The 18744-nt window shown below is 62.6% G+C and carries 17 protein-coding genes; 6 read left to right on the top strand and 11 right to left on the bottom strand.

The window, feature by feature from the left end; genetic code table 11:
- Positions 1–166: 166 nt before the first annotated feature.
- The 5 genes from I5W_RS10430 to I5W_RS10450 all read right to left on the bottom strand — a co-directional run bounded on the left by I5W_RS10430 (position 167) and on the right by I5W_RS10450 (position 5586).
- Positions 167–496 (bottom strand): BON domain-containing protein, encoded by a 330-nt coding sequence (locus tag I5W_RS10430; protein WP_017452796.1) that lies wholly within the window; start codon positions 494–496, stop codon positions 167–169.
- A 231-nt stretch (positions 497–727) separates the two neighbouring features.
- Positions 728–2110 carry a sigma 54-interacting transcriptional regulator gene (locus I5W_RS10435; protein ID WP_044529167.1) on the bottom strand — a complete coding sequence of 461 codons (1383 nt, stop codon included), beginning with the start codon at positions 2108–2110 and terminating at the stop codon, positions 728–730.
- Between the two features lie 58 nt (positions 2111–2168).
- Positions 2169–2669 (bottom strand): hypothetical protein, encoded by a 501-nt coding sequence (locus tag I5W_RS10440; protein WP_017452794.1) that lies wholly within the window; start codon positions 2667–2669, stop codon positions 2169–2171.
- Positions 2659–4146 (bottom strand): HAMP domain-containing sensor histidine kinase, encoded by a 1488-nt coding sequence (locus I5W_RS10445; RefSeq protein WP_044529180.1) that lies wholly within the window; start codon positions 4144–4146, stop codon positions 2659–2661. The genes I5W_RS10440 and I5W_RS10445 overlap by 11 nt, the downstream gene beginning before the upstream one ends.
- A 195-nt stretch (positions 4147–4341) precedes the next feature.
- Entirely contained in the window at positions 4342–5586 is a 1245-nt protein-coding gene (locus I5W_RS10450; protein ID WP_044529168.1) for an ArgE/DapE family deacylase, read from the bottom strand.
- 229 nt (positions 5587–5815) lie between these two features.
- On the opposite strand from I5W_RS10450, the gene I5W_RS10455 reads away from it, so the two are divergent.
- On the top strand, positions 5816–7243 hold the full coding sequence (locus I5W_RS10455; protein ID WP_017452791.1) for an MFS transporter: 1428 nt from the start codon (positions 5816–5818) through the stop codon (positions 7241–7243).
- Positions 7244–7573: 330 nt separating this feature from the next.
- On the top strand, positions 7574–8794 hold the full coding sequence (locus I5W_RS10460) for an HD-GYP domain-containing protein (protein ID WP_044529169.1): 1221 nt from the start codon (positions 7574–7576) through the stop codon (positions 8792–8794).
- A gap of 93 nt (positions 8795–8887) precedes the next feature.
- On the opposite strand, the gene I5W_RS10465 is transcribed toward I5W_RS10460, so the two are convergent.
- Together I5W_RS10465 and folE are read right to left on the bottom strand one after the other, a co-directional pair.
- Positions 8888–9313: a BLUF domain-containing protein gene (locus I5W_RS10465; protein ID WP_017452789.1), complete on the bottom strand. Its 426-nt coding sequence runs from the start codon at positions 9311–9313 to the stop codon at positions 8888–8890.
- A gap of 2 nt (positions 9314–9315) precedes the next feature.
- Positions 9316–10059 (bottom strand): GTP cyclohydrolase I, encoded by a 744-nt coding sequence (gene folE / locus I5W_RS10470; protein ID WP_017452788.1) that lies wholly within the window; start codon positions 10057–10059, stop codon positions 9316–9318.
- A gap of 323 nt (positions 10060–10382) precedes the next feature.
- On the opposite strand from folE, the gene I5W_RS10475 reads away from it, so the two are divergent.
- Entirely contained in the window at positions 10383–11048 is a 666-nt protein-coding gene (locus I5W_RS10475) for a flagellar basal body L-ring protein FlgH (RefSeq protein WP_044529170.1), read from the top strand.
- Positions 11049–11148: 100 nt separating this feature from the next.
- Here the strand turns inward: I5W_RS10475 and I5W_RS10480 are convergent, their stop codons facing one another.
- Positions 11149–11724 (bottom strand): hypothetical protein, encoded by a 576-nt coding sequence (locus tag I5W_RS10480; RefSeq protein WP_044529171.1) that lies wholly within the window; start codon positions 11722–11724, stop codon positions 11149–11151.
- 222 nt (positions 11725–11946) lie between these two features.
- On the opposite strand from I5W_RS10480, the gene I5W_RS10485 reads away from it, so the two are divergent.
- On the top strand, positions 11947–12390 hold the full coding sequence (locus tag I5W_RS10485) for a hypothetical protein (protein WP_044529172.1): 444 nt from the start codon (positions 11947–11949) through the stop codon (positions 12388–12390).
- A gap of 45 nt (positions 12391–12435) precedes the next feature.
- Here the strand turns inward: I5W_RS10485 and I5W_RS10490 are convergent, their stop codons facing one another.
- Positions 12436–13701: a D-amino acid dehydrogenase gene (locus tag I5W_RS10490; protein ID WP_044529173.1), complete on the bottom strand. Its 1266-nt coding sequence runs from the start codon at positions 13699–13701 to the stop codon at positions 12436–12438.
- Positions 13702–14010: 309 nt separating this feature from the next.
- Here I5W_RS10490 and I5W_RS10495 point away from each other — a divergent pair, with 309 nt between their 5' ends.
- Both I5W_RS10495 and I5W_RS10500 read left to right on the top strand, forming a co-directional pair.
- Positions 14011–14676: an amino acid ABC transporter permease gene (locus I5W_RS10495; protein WP_044529174.1), complete on the top strand. Its 666-nt coding sequence runs from the start codon at positions 14011–14013 to the stop codon at positions 14674–14676.
- Positions 14677–14686: 10 nt separating this feature from the next.
- A complete protein-coding gene (locus tag I5W_RS10500; protein WP_044529175.1) occupies positions 14687–15460 on the top strand; it encodes an amino acid ABC transporter ATP-binding protein in 774 nt (257 codons plus the stop codon).
- A gap of 89 nt (positions 15461–15549) precedes the next feature.
- On the opposite strand, the gene I5W_RS10505 is transcribed toward I5W_RS10500, so the two are convergent.
- A complete protein-coding gene (locus I5W_RS10505) occupies positions 15550–17352 on the bottom strand; it encodes an NAD(P)/FAD-dependent oxidoreductase (protein WP_044529176.1) in 1803 nt (600 codons plus the stop codon).
- An 87-nt stretch (positions 17353–17439) separates the two neighbouring features.
- Complete coding sequence (locus tag I5W_RS10510) at positions 17440–18588, bottom strand: sigma-54-dependent Fis family transcriptional regulator (RefSeq protein ID WP_044529177.1); 1149 nt, start codon at positions 18586–18588, stop codon at positions 17440–17442.
- Positions 18589–18744: the final 156 nt, after the last annotated feature.

Below are 18744 nucleotides of genomic sequence, written 5' to 3' on the forward strand. Positions count from 1 at the left end.
TTTTCAAATAATTGAAATAATTTAGAACGATAGCCCCGGCACTCCCCTTCAATCTCTCGCAAAGCCTTGGCAGACAAGGCTTTCATCGGATCCAGGGAAACTGCAAAAACAAAAAGAAACCGGGCCATCCCTGGCGGGATGGCCCGGTTTCTCTTTCCAGGCAGGCTTATCCAGCCTTTACCGTCAGCTCACTCTTCACATCGCGCACCCCCTCGACCCCGGCCACCAGCTGCAATGCGTGCTGGCCCAGTTCCGTGCTAGGCACCGATCCCTTCAAGGTGACCACGCCATCCTTGGTAATGACCTTGATCTTCATGGCCGAGACTTGCTTGTCCTCCAGCAGCGCCGCCTTGACCTTGGCGGTGATGACCGAGTCATCTATATAAGCGCCCGCCTTCTGTGCGCTTGGCGCGTCGGCGGCCTGCACGGTCGGGACGGTGGCGGCGATCAAGAAGCTGGCGGCCAGCAGGTGGGCAACGAATGGGGTCTTCTTCATGGTGTTCTCCTTGGCAATGGATGATCTGGACAGTGCTGCGAACGCTGCTTATATAGAGCAATTCTTGCCCGGTTATTGGCAAGGTGCGTGCCAGCCAGAAAAATCCACAATAGAATCAATGACTTATAAAATTGCAGTGGAATGATTCTTCACCTGATCAGCTCAAAAACCGACCATTTCCGTCGGTTTGCCACGACGCCGCTGTCCCGACCTTCCGACAAGCCCTTGATTTCAAACAATTCCACCCTGTCGCTCCAGCGCGACGGGCTCTTCCCCGCCCCGGAAACGACGCGGGTCCAGCCCGTTCTTCTGTAGCAGCCGGTAGAACTCGGTGCGGTTGCGATCAGCCAGCCGGGCCGCGTCCGACACATTGCCATCGGTCAACTTCAGCAGCCGCACCAGGTAATCACGCTCGAACTTCTGCTTGGCTTCCGCATAACGCAACAGGTCCAGCGTCGGTACCCGCAGCGCACGCTGCACCAGGGACGCCGGGATCAGCGGCGCGGTCGACAAGGCGCACACCTGTTCCACCACGTTATAGAGCTGGCGCACATTGCCGGGCCAGTGCGCCAGACTCAACACCTCCAGCGCGTCCGGCGCAAACCCGGTCAGGCGCTTGGGATACTTGGCGGCGATGGTCTTGAGGAAGTGATTGGCCAGCAGGGCGATATCCTCGCGCCGCTCCTCCAGCGAAGGCAGATTGAGCGCCACCACATTGAGCCGGTAATACAGATCCTGGCGGAATTGGCCCTGCATCATGGCAATCTCCAGGTCACGATGAGTGGCCGAAATCACCCGGACGTTGACCTCTCCCGACTCATTGGCGCCGACCTGGCGCACGGTCTTCTCCTGTAGCACGCGCAAGAGCTTGACCTGCAAGGCCGGTGGCATGTCGCCGATCTCATCGAGGAACAGCGTGCCACCATCGGCCGCCTGGAACAGGCCTTCGCGATGTTCGACAGCCCCGGTGAAAGCGCCCTTGACGTGGCCGAACAGCTCGGACTCCAGCAACTGCTCGGGAATGGCGCCGCAATTGACGGCAATGAAGGGCTTGTCGGCCCGCCGGCTGGCGCGGTGGATGGCGCGCGCCAGCAACTCCTTGCCGGTGCCGCTTTCGCCACGGATGAGCAGGCTGGCGTCGGATGCCGCCACCAGGCGCGCCTCGGCCAGCAATTCGTCGATACGCTGGCTGCGGCTGATGATGTCGGCGCGCCAGGCGGCATCGGGCGCCTCCTGGGCCGGGGCGGACAGGCTCAAGGCCTGGGCCACCTTGTCCAGCAGCACGTGGCCATCGAAGGGCTTGGTCAGGTAGGCAAAAGCGCCCTGGGTGGTGGCATCGACTGCATCGGGGATGGTGCCCTGGGCGGTCAGGAGGATCACCGGCAAGCCCGGATAGCGGCTGCGGATCTCGGCAAAGAGCGCCAGGCCATCCATGCCGGGCAGGCGCACATCGGTGATCACCAGCGCCGGCAGCGAGATGGCCAACTGCGCCAGTGCGGCTTCGGCGCTTTCCACGGCCAGGATGCGGTAACCGCTGGCGTTCCGGCGCAGGGTCAGCAGGCGCAGCAGGTCGGGATCATCATCGACCAGCAGCAGGGGGGTAGTCTTTCCCATCAGGACTCCAGTTCCGGTAAAGGGAACGGCCCCGATGGGCAGGCAGGATGACCTCAGGTCATTTGCCGCTGGCCGGCAGGGTCCGTTCGATGTTCTTGAGCGCTTCGAGCTTGTCGTTGAGCTGATCCACCTTGCGCTGCGCTTCCTTCAGTTGCACCGAAGACTTCTCGGCACTGTCGGCAACACGGCGCAGGTCGGAATAATGACCAACCAGCAACTGCACCAGCGGCTTGAGTTTCTCCGCTTCGACGCTGCGATCGGCCATGACGTTCCATAGCTGCGCTTCGGCCTTGGCCAGATCGATGGCATCGCGGGTCAGCGACAGGGCCATGGCGCGGCGTACATTGGTGGCCGGGCCTGCCGGATAGGTATTGATCCGCTGCAATTCACGCCCCAGCTCGGCCGGGGTCATCTTGCGCAACTGGGCATTGTAGGCCAGCAGTTCATCCACGTTGCTGCTGGCCTGGATCAATTGCACGGTGGAGGTCGGCGCCGGCGCTTGCGCCGCGCAGGCGGCCAGCAGCACAGTGCAGGCCAGGATCAGGAGCTTATTTTTCATCAGGCAACTCGATTCGGAAATGCGCCCCGCCTTCGCGCGGGACCAGATAGACCTTGCCGCTATGGGCCAGTACGTACTCGCGCACCACCGACAGGCCGATACCATTGCCGCGGCGTGCGCCCGTGGGCTGGTGCAGGCCCTGGTAGAAGGGTTCGAAGATGCGCGCGGCGTCAGTGGGCGCCACGCCGGGCCCCTGGTCGATGCACTCGACCCGCACCACGCCCGGCCCTTCGGCCAGCAGGAAGCGGATGCAGCCACCCTCGGGACTGAAGCGCACGGCGTTCGAGAGCAGGTTGGACAACACGATGGCCATCTTCTCGGGATCCACCACCACGGTCCGGGCCGCGCCCTCGATGTCCACCTTCAGCGTGCGCGCCAGCCATTGCAGGCGCTGGTCGTCGATCACCTTGTGCAGCAGCGCGCGCAGATCCACCGGCACCGGATGGATGCGCTGGGCATCGAAGGAGACTTCGTTATAGCGCAGCAAATCCTCGATCTGGGTCTGTAACGATTGCGTATTCTGGCGCAGGATGTGAGCGATCTCGCGCTGGTTGTCGTTGAGCTGACCGGCCACGCCATCGTCGAGCAGGGCCGCGCCTTCACACAAGGCGGCCAGCGGCGTTTTCAATTCATGGGAAACATGACGCAGGAAGCGCGACTTCTCGGCCTCCAGGTCGGCCAGGCGCTGGCGCAGCCAATCCAGTTGCTGGCCCAGGCGGCGGATATCGGTCGGGCCGCGCACCTCGATGGGCTGGTCGAAACGATTGTCGCCCAGGCGCCCGATGGCCTGTTCCAGCCGCGCCATCGGACGCGACAGCCACAAGCCGAAGCAGAACGCCAACAACACCGCCAGCACGATGGCCCCCAGCACCTGGGCGGTCAGCAACTGGCGCTGCTGGTCCAGCGCGGCAGACAGCGCATTGTTGCGACGATCCACCTCGCGCCGGCTCTCCAGGGCAATGCGCTCATTCAAGGCCGGCAGACGGGCGAAGTCTTGGAACAGCTTGGCCTGTTCGCCCTTGTCCTTGCGCGACTCGGCCTCCAGCACGCTGGCCGCCTCATCCCCATACAAACTCCACTGACTGAACAGCTCGCGCGGTGCCATCGGCAGCGAATCGGACAACTCCCCCAGCGCCTGGCGTGCCTGCTCGCGCGCCTCGTTGAAGCGGGCATGGAAGGCCGGATCGTCCAGCACCAGGTACTGGCGCGCGCTACGCTCCATGGCCACGGTACGCTCGGCCAGGCGTTGCGCCGATTCGGTGAGCTGCACCGCCTGGCGCGCAGTCTCGCGACTGTTGCTCGACATGCGGTCCAGCGTAAACAAGGCGTGGATGGAGGTGCCGCTCAAGAGCGCGGCAATGAGCAGGAAGGCGGCCAGCAGCAACTGCCGGAACGACAAGCCGAGATAACCGGACTTGCGCATCGACGGCAAGTGCGGCGAACGGGGCGGATGAGTGTGCTCGATGGCGTTGGACATGCGATTGATCTCGTCCCTCAAGACTGGCTTCATTATCCGGACTGGCCGCACCGCGCCATCCGGTCCGTGACATGCCAACAGGAAACGTCGGCCTCCATGTCGCGGGCACACATTGTAATCATTTGTCGCGCCGTCTGCGATGCAACATCATTTCCAACGAGAAACAATGTTGCATCCAGCCTAGATGCTGCCGACTCAGTGCTGCGGTCCCAGGAAGTCCAGCAGCATCAGCGCCACCACCTTGGTGGCCTTCTTCAGGTCATCCAGGGCCAGGTTTTCATCGGCCTGCTTGGCATTGGATTCCATGAGGGTGCGCGGACCGGCGCCGAACAGCACCACCGGAATCCCTTGCTCGCCATACAGACGGGCATCGGTATAGAGCGCCGAGCCCTGGGTGGTGAGCGTCTCGCCCATGACCTGCTGGGCATTGCGCAGCAGGCTTTGCACCAGCTTCTCGTGGCCCGGCAACGGACGCAGTGCACGCGCCAGCAACAGGCGGCGGATCTCCACCCGAATGCCCGGCCATCCTGCGACCGCATCCTCGATCAACTTGCGCACACCCGCCTCGACCTGCGCCGGGTCTTCCTCGGGAATCATGCGGCGGTCCATCTTCAGCACCACCTTGCCCGGCACCACATTGGTATTGGTGCCGCCATCGATGCGACCGACGATCATGGTCGGGTGGCTGATGCCATCAATGGCCGAACGGATTTCCTTCAAGCCCGGCAGCGCGCCATAGATGGCGTTGAGGATGGCATTGGCTGCTTGCAGCGCATCATGGCCGGTCTCGGGCATGGAGCCGTGGGTGGCGCGGCCATGCACGGTCACCTCGAACTGCAGGCAGGCATTGTGGGCGGTGACCACGTTGTAGCTGAAACCGGCCGCCAGGACGTAATCCGGGCGCGTCAGCTTCTGCTCCAGCAACCAGCCGGGACCGAGCAGGCCACCAAATTCCTCATCGTAGGTAAAGTGCAACTCCACCGCCCCACGCAGCGGCGCGCCCAAGGCTTCCAGCGCGCGCGTGGCAAACAGGTAGCTGGCGAAGTCACTCTTGGAGACCGCCGCCGCCCGGCCATAGATGCGGCCATCGACCACCTCGCCGCCATACGGGTCATGGGTCCAGCCTTCCCCCGGCGGCACCACGTCACCATGGGCGTTCAAGGCCAGGGTCGGACCGCCCTCGGCATAGGGGCGCCGCACGATCAGGTTGGTGATGCTCTGCATCCCATACTCACGCACCTGCTCGGCCGGCACCGGATGCTTCTCGGCATTCCAGCCCCAGGACTGCACCAGCTCGGCCACGGCATCGGCGTGCGGGGCATTGTTGCCCGGGGGCGTATCGGTGGGGATGCGGATCAACTGCTGCAGAACATCGACCTCTTCCTCGAAATGCTCATCGATCCACGCGCACAGGCGCTCCGAGAACTGCTGTTTGGACATGCTAGGGACTCCGTGATCAAAAGGCACCGGCCACGCCGGCGCAAACCGCCATCATAGCGCAGCCGCTCGCCACCTGGCCGCTGCCTGCGCGCCGAGGCGTTCCCCGCTATCATGGTGCGGCTGCCCTGCCGGGTGGCGCAGTTTCCTTCACATTCACCACAACACGCGGCGGCCTGCTCATCTCTGTATCAGGCCAGCACGCCTTGCTACGCCAGAACCCGACCCATCCATGTCCTCGCAGCCCTCTTCCTCCGACGCTCCCGCCCCCCAACCCCACATTGTCATTGCCGGCGAAGGCCTGCCGCCCGAACGACGCGGTCGCGCCATCCTGGCGCTGGGCATCGCGGTGGGCCTGGCCACGCTCGACACCGCCATCGCCAACACCGCCCTGCCGGCCATGGCTCTGGACCTCAAGACCACGCCAGCGGCTTCGGTATGGATCGTCACCGCTTACCAGCTGGCGATGATGGTCGCCCTGCTGCCCTTGGCGGCATTGGGCGAAATCGTCGGCTATCGCCGCATCTATATCTGGGGACTGGTGCTCTTCACGGCGGCCTCGCTGCTGTGCGCGGTGGCCTGGTCACTGCCCACGCTGGTCATCGCACGCTTCCTGCAAGGACTGGGCGGGGCCGGCATCATGAGCGTCAACACCGCGCTGATCCGCTTCATCTACCCGACCCGCTCACTGGGCCGCGGCGTGGGCTTGAATACCCTGATCGTGGCCATCGCCTTCACCGTCGGTCCCTCGGTGGCCTCCGGCATCCTGGCCATCGCGCCCTGGCCCTGGCTGTTCGCGGTCAATGTACCGCTGGGCGTGGCCGCCGTGATCCTGGCCCTGCCCTCCTTGCCGCACACCAAACTGTCCAGCCACGCCTTCGACCTGCGCAGCGCGGTCCTCAATGCCGCCGCCTTCGGCCTGTTGATCCTGGCCATCGGCGAAGGCGCGCACCAGGCAGAACTCAAGGTGGTGGGACTGGAATTGGCCGCCGCCATCGTCTGCGGCCTGTTGCTGCTCAAGCGTGAACTGTCGCATCCGGCACCGATGCTGCCGGTGGACCTGTTCCGCCATCCCATGTTCACGCTCTCGGCCATTACCGCTGTATGTTCCTTTGCAGCACAAGGCCTGGCCTTCGTCTCGCTGCCCTTCTTCTTCCATCATGACCTCGGTCGCAGCCAGGTCGAGATCGGCCTGCTGATGACTCCCTGGCCGGTGGCCGTGGCCATCATGGCGCCGATCGCCGGACGCCTGTCGGATCACTATCCGGTCGGCATCCTGGGTGGCGTCGGGCTGGCCATCCTGTGTGCCGGCCTGCTGTGGATGACCTTCATGCCGGCCGCCCCCAGCGTGTGGGAAATCAGTTGGCGAATGCTGCTCTGTGGCATGGGCTTCGGCTTCTTCCAGTCGCCCAATCTCAAGGCGCTCATGACCAGTGCGCCACCCCATCGCAGCGGTGGCGCCTCCGGCATCGTGGCCACCGCGCGCCTGCTGGGACAAAGCGTAGGTGCCGCCCTGGTGGCCTTGTGCTTCAATCTCTCAGAGACGCATGGATCGCGTCTGGCCCTGGGATTTGGTGCTGCATTTGCCGGGGTGGCGTGCATCGCCAGCTTCCTGCGTTTGCTGACCAGAAATCCTTATGCCCCGCCGCTGAAAAAATAAGTTTTCCTCACCATTGCTCACAGCCATCGCCGCACAAATTCTCAGGCGGTGGCTGCCTGCCCCCGCGATTTGTCAGCATTTCTCAGACAAATGCACCAAACATTTTCCCCTCATAAATATTAAGGAAAACATTCGTAAATTTCCTTTCCAATCAGGCCTCATTAGGCCTAAAGGAAAACGCATTCTGTTACGATAAAAAAGAGTCGGCCAGCTCATCAATGGCAGGCTCTCTGAAGTCAGAGACAACAATACGGGCGTCTATTTCATCAAGGAAATCGAACCGCTTTCAAGAAGTAAAGCAACCAGCGACAGGCAAGACCTGAATTCGATATGTTGAAATCCATCGCCTTAGAACAATTACGTTTGGGCATGTATGTCCATTCCATCCCCGGCGGATGGATCAAGCATCCTTTTTGGCGCAAGTCCTTCAAGATCGAAACCCTGGAAGACTTGCAGACCCTGCGGGACTGTCCCGTGGAAGAAGTCACCATCGACACTGCCAAGGGGCGTGATATCGCCCCCGAAAATCTGCCGGAGGATGACGAAGAACCCGAGACCGGACTCAGCCTGGACCACCACGGCGCGCCCACCACGGTCGCAGTGCACAAGCCGGTTACGCGCACCGAAACCACCATCGAACGCGAACGCGCGGCGCGCATCATTTCCGCCTCCAAGTCCACCGTGCTCAACATGTTTTCCGAAGCGCGCATGGGCAAGGCGGTCGACGTCAAGGATGCTGCCGAACTGGTCACCGAAATCACCTCTTCAGTCGCGCGCAATGCCGATGCGCTCATCAGCCTGGCGCGCCTGAAGACCACCGACGACTACACCTATATGCACTCGGTGGCAGTGTGCGCGATGATGATCTCGCTGGCCAACCAGTTGGGCATGACGCCCGAACAGACCAAGCAGGCCGGCATGGCCGGGCTGCTGCATGACGTGGGTAAGATGGCCGTGCCGCTGGAAATCCTCAACAAACCTGCCAAGCTGACCGAGGAAGAATTCGCCTCGGTGCGCGCCCACACCGTACACGGCCACGGCATCCTGCAGCAGATCGAAGGCATCGGCGAAGCCGCGCTGGACGTGTCGCTGCACCATCACGAAAAAATCGATGGCAGCGGCTACCCCTTCAATCTCAAGGCCGATGCCATCTCGGTCATGGCCAAGATGGGCGCGGTCTGCGACGTCTACGACGCCATCACCTCCAACCGTCCCTACAAGGCCGGTTGGGATCCGGCCCGCTCGATTCGCCACATGGCCGCCAGCGCCGGACATTTCGATCCGGTCACCATGGAAGCCTTCGTCAAGGCCATCGGCATCTACCCGACCGGCTCCTGCGTGATCCTGCAATCGGGCCGCCTCGGTGTGGTGGTGGATCAGCGCCCGGACCATCTGCTCACGCCCCGCATCAAGCTGTTCTACTCCACCACCAACCGTATGCCCCTCAAGCCGGAGATCATCGACCTGACCCACGCCAGCGACCGCATCGTGGCCTATGCCGATCCGGCCAAATGGGGCATCCGCAGCCTGCCCAGCATCGACCTGCTCTGATTGCTCCGATCATTCCGAAGGCATAAAAAAACGGCGCCATCTGGGCGCCGCCTTCATCTGCACCGGCCGCAATACCGGTCTGGGAAGAATACTTCAGTCCCGCTGAGCAAAGGCTGCCGTCGAGGCCAGCTCATTCAACAATGCCACGGTGGAACAGCTCGAAACTTCATATGGATTGAGTTCGCCCGTGACCGAGTACTTCAGCAGCAGCGAACGGTTGATCTTGTCCAGGCGGATCTTGCCCATGGTCCACGAGGAATACAGGCGTTCGTCGATCGATTCATAGGCCAGCAGGATCACGTCCTGATGGCGCTCATCGCGCAGCAAGCGGCCATAGAGGCGGTTGACCTGATCACGCCCACCTTCGAGCACCTGCACGAAGATGGTATCGCTGTAGCACAGCACCCCGGTGATGCCCTGCAACGGGTTGCGCTGGCGCGAGGCAGCCAGGATGGCCTCGATGGTGTCGTGGGTGATGGCCTGGCGGGCACGGCTTGCATAGATCAGACGAACCAGCATGATTAACCTCGTTGACGGTGGGAAATCAGCGCCAGGAATTCGCGGCGCAGGTTGGCGTCACGCAGGAAGGAACCGCGCATGACGCTGTTGATCATCTTCGAATCCATGTCCTTCACGCCGCGCCAGTGCATACAAAAGTGGTCGGCTTCCATGACGATGGCCAGCCCGTCCGGCTGCAGTTTCTGCATCAGCAGGTCGGCCGCCTGGGAGACCGCTTCTTCCTGGATCTGCGGACGGCTCATCACCCATTCCAGCAAGCGGGCATACTTGGACAAGCCGATCAGGTTGGAATGTTCATTGGGCATCACTCCCACCCACACCTTGCCCATGATCGGGCACAGGTGGTGTGAGCAGGCGCTGCGTACCGTGATGGGGCCGACGATCATCAGCTCGTTGAGGCGTTCGATGTTGGGGAACTCGGTCACCGGCGGGGCGGCCTGGTAGCGACCCTTGAAGACTTCGTTCAAGTACATCTTGGCCACGCGCTTGGCGGTGTCCTGGGTGTTGTGGTCGCTCTCGACGTCGATCACCAGGCTCTCCAGCACGGCCGTCAGCTTGGACTGCACCTCGGCCTGCAATTGCGCCAGTTCGCCTTCCTCGATGAAGGCGGCGATATTGTCGTTGGCGTGGAAACGCACGCCGGCCGCCTTGATGCGCTGGCGGATGCGGGTCGACACCAACTGGTCGTGCACGCTGGGAGCAGCTGCCTCGGAAGCGTTCGCGGCCGGTTTGTTTTCTGTTGCCATGATGGATTGCGATCACGCCAGGCGAGACCGCGGAGTTGGGGGTGGCGTCATTATGCCCGGAAATGTGACGGCGCATCGGAGCCAAAGCCGCGTCAAGCCCGAGTCAAGGCCACCACAGCACCCCGCCTGTGATGGCCTATACATGGTCCTTGCGGTGGTTAAGAGGGGTTGATTATTGTTTGCCGCACTTTACACCGACCTAACCGCTGCTTACACGCCAAGCCAGCATCATCCCTGCACGCGCCGCCACGCGCATCTTGCCTCTCCAGCGTGGACGGCTGTATCGGCCGGGCATCCAGCCTGGCCGCCATCGGGGGATCGCCATGTCATTCCAGTATCGTCTTGCCAGCGTGGCTGCGCTGGCTGTTTTGCTCTCGGCCTGCTCCAGCCCGGCGCCGATGGTCACCGGCCCCACCAGCGTGCGTCCGGCCTACCAGGTCGCCAACGTGGAAAACAATGGCGCCATCTTCCGCGTCTCCAGCGCGCAGTTGTTCGAAGAGCCGACCACCTACAATGTCGGCGATATCATCAAGATCGATATTTCCGAATCCATCAGCAGCAGCAACAAGGCCGCCACCAACAACAGCCGCGACAGCTCACTCACGCAAAAGGGCCCGGGCTCGGATGCTCCGCTGGGCGGCTTGTTCACGCAACTCTACAACGCCAACTATACGGCCACTGGCAACAATACCTTCAAGGGTTCCGGCGACAGCAGCAACAGCAATACCATGACCGGCACCCTGATGGTGTCCATCGTCGAAGTCCTGCCCAACCGCAACCTGGTGGTGGCGGGCGAAAAGCGCATCGGCGTGAACGGCAACATCAATACGCTGCGCTTCTCGGGCGTGGTGCGCACGCGTGATATCCGCGGCGGCATCGTGGCCTCTTCCAACGTGGCCGATGCGCGCCTGGAACAGGTGGGCGGCGGCTCCATTGCCGACGCCAGCAGCGACAACAACTTCTTCCGCCGGCTGCTGACCATCTGGTAAATCTGCCCATCCAGAAACGCCAACGGCAAGCAGATCGCTTGCCGTTTTTTGTTTCCCATTTTTTTTAAGTTTTTCTGTACTGAGCTAGAGTGTCGATGGTTCAAAAACCGTTAGTCCCGCCGCCCATGCTGGCAGCCGCATTGTCGGCCACCACGGGGTTACCCGGGAATAGCGCATCGACCAGCGGCGCCAGCTTGTCACCCGCCGAGGCCCACTTGTCCTGGCCGAAGTTGCCCAACCGGTACTGCGCCGTGCCCAGCACGCGACCATCGCGACGCAGGGTCAGGGCGGCATAGGTGAGATAGGGGGAATAGGCATCAGTGAAGATCTTGGTATCCCATTTGACGTAGCCCACATAGCTCAAGGTCACCGGACACTCCAGCGACTGGGTGCCGGCATCGTAGACCCGGCTTTGCACGCCGTGCTTCTGCAGCTCGCCCTGCAAGCCGGGAACGAAGTCGCTCAAGGCCACCGATCCATTCCACTCGATGCAGACATCGTGGATGGGATCCTTGCTGTAGACGATGGGATTCTGGACCGGATTGGGCGCCATCGCGCGCATGGTGGAGGCGGTCGATCCGACCAAGCCTACGGCGTCGACCAGGGCATTGCCTGAAGTGACGACGCAGCCCGACAGCGATGACACCAGCAAGCTGGCAGTGATGATGGTGCGCATGATGCTCTCCCCGTGCGCAATCCGCCTGCTCGGCCCGCCTGGCGCGGGTGGCGCGGATCACAGGCTGCCCATCATAGCGGCGCGTATTGCCGCGCCAGAATCGTTTTACCTTCATTTACGCTGAACGTGCGCGCACTTAACAGCACCGCACCAGGCGCAAAGCGCAAGGACGCACAGTGCTGGCACAATAGCCGCCTGTGCCGTTGTTCCAAGGAGACTTCCATGACCGCTCTGACCGTTCGCACCCTGCTGGCCACGCTGGCCCTGGGTGGCGTATTGCAGGCCGCCCAGGCCGACACCCTCAAGTCCGAAAGCGAAGTGCGCGCCCTGACCGACAAGGTCATGGCCCAGGCCGGCGCCGGCCACACCGATGATGCCTACGGCCTGCTTTCGCCCTATGCCCTGGTCGATATCCGTGCCTTCGAGACCGCCCGCACCCATGCTCGTAGCTCGCGCATGGCCATCGAGGCGCTGGTGGGCAATTCGGTCGGCTACGAATTCATCCGTTCGGAAAAAGTGGGCGATTCGCTCATCAAGCTGACCTACATCGAAAAGACCGAGCGCCAGGCCATCCCCTGGATGTTCATCTTCTACAAGGCCCCCACCGGTTGGGCGGTGAGCACCTTCAGCAATGGCGCCGACGTGGATGCGCTGTTTGATCGCTGAACGATCGCTGAATAATCGCTGAAGTCAGTGCTCTGATCTCTGATATCAGATCACCCGCTGCGGCTCCAGATCGGCACTCTCGATCTCACTGGTCACGCCGGAAATGCGGTCGGCGATGATGCGCGAGGCACCGCAGGCCGTGGTCCAGCCGTTGGAACCATGGCCGGCATTGAGCCAGAGATTGGGGTAGCGGGTGGCACCGATGAGGGGCGCGCCATCCGGCGTCATCGGACGCAGGCCGGCCCAATATTCGATCCTGGTCAGGTCGGCCCCCTGTGGATAAAGATTGTTCAGCGACTTCAATGCCGTAGCGCAGTCGCGCGGGCGCACGTGCGTATCCCAACTACCGATCTCGGCGGTGCCGGCGGCGCGAATGTGCTGGCCCATGCGGGTGATGGCGACCTTGTAGTATTCATCCATGACCCCGCTGCGCGGCGCCCTCGCGGGGTCGGCCACCGGCACCGTGATGGCATAGCCCTTGACCGGATAGATGGGCAGCTCCAGCCCCAGCGGCCTGAGCATCGGCACCGAGGCGCTGGCGCAGGCCACCACGTAGGCATCGGCACGCAGCGTGCCGCTTCTGGTGCGCAAGCCGCTGACCTGGTCACCGGCCACCTCGATGGCCTGCACCTCTGTGGACAAGTGGAACTCCATCCCATGCGCCTGCAGCCAGCTTGCCAGCGCACGCGCAAACAAGGGGCAATTGCCGGTCTCATCGCGCGGCAGCAAGAGCCCACCCTTGATCTCGTGGCGCGCCGCATGAAGGCCGGGGTCGAAGGCCACGCAGCCATCGGCATCGAGCAATTCGAAGGGCACGCCGGCTTCTTGCAAGACGCTGGTGGACAAGCCTGCATTGTCCAGCCCTTCCTGGGTGCGGAACAATTGCAGGTTGCCCACGGTGGTCTGTTCATAACGGATGTCCAGGCGCTCGCGGATCTGCTTTAACTGAGTGTGGCTGTAACGCGCCAGACGCCCCATGCGCGCCTTGTTGATGGCATAGCGCTCGCTCGTGCATTGCGCCAGGAACGCCTTGAGCCACTTCCATTGATGCGCATCCAGGCGCGGCGTGAACCGCAGCGCCGCCTCGATCCCCAGCCAGCTTTGCAGCGACCACTTCAGCGACTTGGCCGGCATCCCCGGCGCCGCCCAGGGGGTGGCATAGGATGGGCAGACGTGGCCGGCATTGCCGACGCTGGTCTCGGCGGCCACCTCGGCACGACGCTCGACCACGACTACGTCATGGCCGCGTTCGCGCAGGAAATAAGCAGTGGTGACGCCGACGATGCCGGCGCCCAGCACGATGATGCGCATGGTCTGGGTTCAACTTCCCTGAAGAAAATAAATGATATAAATCTTATAAATAATTACTGATGACGACGGAACGAGTCGTATCGCTGCCAGAAGAAACATGTTCCCGGCTGTCGGGAATTGGCGAAACAGCACGCCAGCGCGAACTCATCATTCTAGCCAAAGCCAGCTCCCACAGGCATTTGCGCAGTGGGTACCATCTCCGTTCTCCATTACAATGGCCGGGTCCGCAGCGCGCCGCAACCACAGTTCCTGTGATATCGCGGCGCCTGGTGGCGGGCACCTGAAATTGCTAACCAAGGAAAAACGTAGATGTATCACTGGGACTTCGGCTCGCTCTGGCAATTCAGAAACATCATCGGCATCGGCTTCTTCTATACCCTGAGCTACACCGTAGCCTGTATCGCGCTGGGCCTGCTGGTCGGCCTGCTGGTGGGCCTGGGTCGGCTCTCTTCCCATGGCTTCATCTCCGCTCCCCTGCGCGCCTTCGTCGAAGTGTTCCGCTGTACGCCGGTGCTGGTGCAACTGGTGTGGTTCTACTATGCGCTGCCGGTGCTGCTGGATATCCAGATGTCGGCCGGCATGGCCGCCATGTTGTCGCTGGCTTTGTATGGCGGCGCCTTCTATTCCGAAATCATCCGTGGCGGCATCGTCTCCATCGACATCGGGCAGAGCGAAGCCGGTTGGGCGCTGGGCATGACGCGCTGGCAGTTGATGAAGCGCGTGATCCTGCCGCAAGCCTTCAAGCGCATGACGCCGCCGCTGGTCAACCAATCCATCATGCAGTTGAAGAATACTTCACTGCTATCGGTGCTGGCGGTACCCGACCTGCTCTACCAGGGCCAGATCATCGCCCACGAAACCTATCGCCCGCTGGAGGTCTACACCCTGGTGGCGGTGATCTACTTCGTGATCCTGCTGCCGGCCACCATCTGGGCCAAGCGCCTGGAAAACCGTCTGGCGGCCCAGCATGATTGAGCAGAGCACGATGAACCAGGAACACAACCAGACCATGATCCAGATCCGCCATCTCCAGAAGTCCTTCGGTGAGCATGTGGTGTTGAAGGACATTTCCATCGAGATCGCGCGCGGCAGCGTGGTCGCCATGATCGGGCCCTCCGGTTCGGGCAAGTCCACCCTGCTGCGTTGCCTGAACCTGTTGACCGTGCCCGACCGCGGCTCGGTGCGCATCGGCACACGCCATTTCGAGTTCAATGGCCGCAAGTCGCACTTGCCCAAGGAACGCGAACTGGCGGCCTTCCGCGCCCGCACCGGCATGGTGTTCCAGCACTTCAACCTGTTCCCGCACATGACGGCGCTGGAAAACGTGATGGAAGGCATGGTCACCGTGCTGCGCACGCCCAAGGCCGAGGCGCGCGCCCAGGCCATGGCGCTGTTGCAGAAGGTAGGGCTGGTCGAGCGTGCCGACATGTATCCGCAAAAGCTATCCGGTGGCCAGAAGCAGCGCATCGCCATTGCCCGGGCGCTGGCCATGCAACCGGACGTGATGCTGTTCGATGAAGCCACCTCGGCGCTGGACCCGGAACTGGTCGGTGAAGTGCTCAACGTGATCCGTGGATTGGCCACCGATGGCATGACCATGATCCTGGTCACCCATGAAATCGCCTTCGCCCGCGAAGTGGCGGACCAGGTGGTGTTCATGCGCGATGGCGTGGTGGTCGAAGCCGGACCGCCGTCGCAGGTGATCGACCATCCGCGGGAAGCGGCAACCCAGGCTTTCCTGTCCCGCTTCAATGCCTGATGAGCGGTGAGCTGACACGAGCTCACCCGTCATTGAAAAAAATGGCGCGCAGACTTCCTGCGCGCCATTGCCGCTTCAAGGCTGCATCGTCACTGCAGGTGATGCACCTGCTGCAAGCCATAGACCGGCGTGGCAATGCCCTCCATGCGCGCCTTCAATTGCAGCGCCAGGTACAGCGAATAATGTCGCGACTGGTGCAGGTTGCCGCCATGGAACCATAGCGCCTGCTGCTGCGTGGGCTTCCACATGTTGCGCTGCTCGCCTTCCCACGGGCCCGGATCCTTGGTGGTGGCCGATCCCAGCCCCCAGCACTTGCCCACCTTGTCGGCCACCTCGCGTGAGATCAGGTCGGCGGCCCAGCCATTCATCGAGCCATAGCCGGTGGCATAGACGATGACGTCGGCCGGCAATTCGCTGCCATCGGAGAGCAAGATGGAACGGGCGCGGATTTCCTTCACATCGACTCCGCTCTTCAAGTGGATCTTGCCTTGCGCGATCAATTCCGAGGCGCCCACATCGATGTAATAGCCCGAGCCGCGCCGCAGGTATTTCATGAACAGACCCGAATCATCGTCACCGAAGTCGAGCATGAAACCGGCCTCTTCCAGGCGTCGATAGAAGTCCGCATCGCGCTCGCGGATCTTGTCGAAGATCTGCTTTTGCATCACCGGCAAGACCTTGTAGGGAATCGAGGCGAACAGCAGGTCGGCCTTGGCGGTGGTGAGGCCGCTGGCCACGGCGCGCTCGGAATAGAGATCGCCCAGCGCCAGATCCATGAGGGAATCGGACTTGACGATGTGGGTGGAGGAACGCTGCAGCATGGTCACGTCCACGCCGTTTTCCCACAGCGCGGCGCAGATGTCGTGGGCCGAATTGTTGGAGCCGACCACCACCACCTGCTTGCCACGATAGCCGTCCGGCCCTGGATGGCGCGACGAGTGATGCTGCTCGCCCTGGAAGTTTTCCGCACCGGGAAAGCGCGGCACATTGGGCTTGCCGGACATGCCGGTGGCCAGCACCAACTGCGTCGGTTGCAGCACCACCTGCTTGCCTTCGCGCTCCACCACCACTGTCCAACGCTGGCTGGCCTCATCGAAGCTGGTCGACTTGCAGACCGTGGAACCCCAGTAGTTCAGCTCCATCACCTTGGCATACATCTCCAGCCAGTCGCCGATCTTGTCCTTGGGCGCGAACACCGGCCAGTTCTCCGGGAAGGGGATGTAGGGCAGATGGTCGTACCACACCGGGTCATGCAGGCACAGCGACTTGTAGCGCTTGCGCCAGCTATCGCCGGCACGCTCGTTACGCTCGATGATGATGGTGGGCACCCCCAACTGACGCAGCCGCGCACCCAGCGCAATGCCGCCCTGGCCGCCGCCGATGATGAGGCAGTACGGCTGCCGGGTGTAGCCCAGCTCACGGGCCTCGGCTTCACGTTCTTCCTTCCAGGTACGACGATCGGTGTGCACGCCGTGCAGGGCGCCGCGCGGGCGGTGTTCACCCTTGGGCTCTTCGTGGCCCTTCAGTTCGGCGGCGGTGGTGAGCAGCGTCCAGATCTTGCCGTCGCGCAGGCGGATATAGCCCTTGCCGCGCGCCACGCCCGTCTCCAGCAGCAGCCAGCCCTGGGTGAGGCCATCGGCCTGGGTCGGCGTCTCGTCGGGATCCAGGCGCAACTGGATATCGCGCATCTGGGGCAATTGCGATTGCAGCATGGCGCTGATCTGGGCGCGGCCTTCCAGGGTCTTGATGTTCCAGGTGAAGGCAATCAGGTCGCGCCAATAAGCTTGCTCCTCGAACAGGGCCGCGGCCTTGTTCGGGTTGCCTTCGCGCAGTGCGGCTTGCAGGGCTTCCAGCGTGTGCGCGATCTGCTGGCTGGGGTTTTCTTCGGGCATGACAAGTCTCCTCTATCTCGACAATAGATATGGTGGGTGGAACGGGGATGACGGCTCTATGACCGTCTGCGGGTAAGACCTGGGCCGCTAACGTCGATGCGGCGGCAGGATGCGGTAGCGCGCCATGCGCCGGTACAGCGTGGCGCGTGACATGCCCAGCAATTGGGCGGCGTGCTGGGCACGCCATTTGCATTCGGTCAGCGCGGCCACGATCTGGTCGCGCTCCTGGCGGGCGCTGGCATCGATGGCCGAGGCATTCTCCGCCGGGGCCGACGTCGCCACCGGCACAGCTCGCGCCGGTCGCACGGCGCGCGGCACCGGCGCCCGCACGCGGCCATACAGCGTGGCACCGCCATGCAGCCGCAACAGATGCAGACCTTGCAGGGCGCGGCGGTCGAGCAGGCGTTCGAAGTGCAGGTCGAACACCTCGCCCAAGGGACGCGGCAAGCAACGCAAGCCATCGATGCATTCCCGTGCACGACGATTGGCGGCGATGATATTGCCCAGCGCATCGAAGGCAATCAGGATTTCCGGTTGGGCCTCCACATAGTGGCGGCTGCGATGCACCAGCAACACCCAGGCGCAGGCCATGGCGTTGAGGAAGTAGCCATCCTCGATCAGGGTCGCGCTTTGCTGCACGATGCGATTGACCAGGTTCTGGCTGTCGCGCTCATCGGGCGAACGGATCGCCGAGGCATCGAGCACACCGATCAGTTCGCCCGCAGGCGAAAAGATGGGCGCGGCGCTGCAAGTGAGCGTGGTGAAGGCCGCACGAAAATGGTCGCTCTTGTGGACCGTGATGGGCAAGGCATCCTGCAATACCGCAGCCACGCCACAGGTGCCCTCTTCGCTCTCGGACCAGCACGAACCGAGATAGAGGCCGGCGCGCTTGAAATCCTGGCGGCGCTCGCGGTCCACGCGGTAATCGATGGTGGTGCCGCCGGCATTGGTCAACATCACGCAATAGTCGGCCTCGCGCACGGTCTGGTGCAGCATCGACAGACATTGACCGGAGGCGCGCAGGAAATCTTCCTCGCCCTGCTGCACCTCGCGCAATTGGCCCGAGCTCAACACGCGTGGCCCGCTCATGTCGGCCGGATCAAGATGATGCTGGTCCAGCGAGCGCAGGTAGGATGAGCTCAAGCGTTGCAGGTAGGGGCTGCTTGCGCCGCCGGGCTTGCCTTCCAGCAAGCGGCGCACGCGTTCGAGATGACTGACTTTCGCAACGTAGGGCATGATGGCTCCTGACAATACGTAACCGCCGTTACCACCGTCACCGAAGATGAGGCAGGTTCAGACGATGTGAGGCGAGATGCAGCAGGGTGACGCGATGGGTGACGTTGTAGCACAGCGCGCGCAGGGAGTTGTCCTGCGGCGCAGCATGGCGGGGTG

This window comes from Herbaspirillum sp. B65 (assembly GCF_000333555.1).
GTDB classification, from domain to species: Bacteria; Pseudomonadota; Gammaproteobacteria; order Burkholderiales; family Burkholderiaceae_D; genus Herbaspirillum; species Herbaspirillum rubrisubalbicans.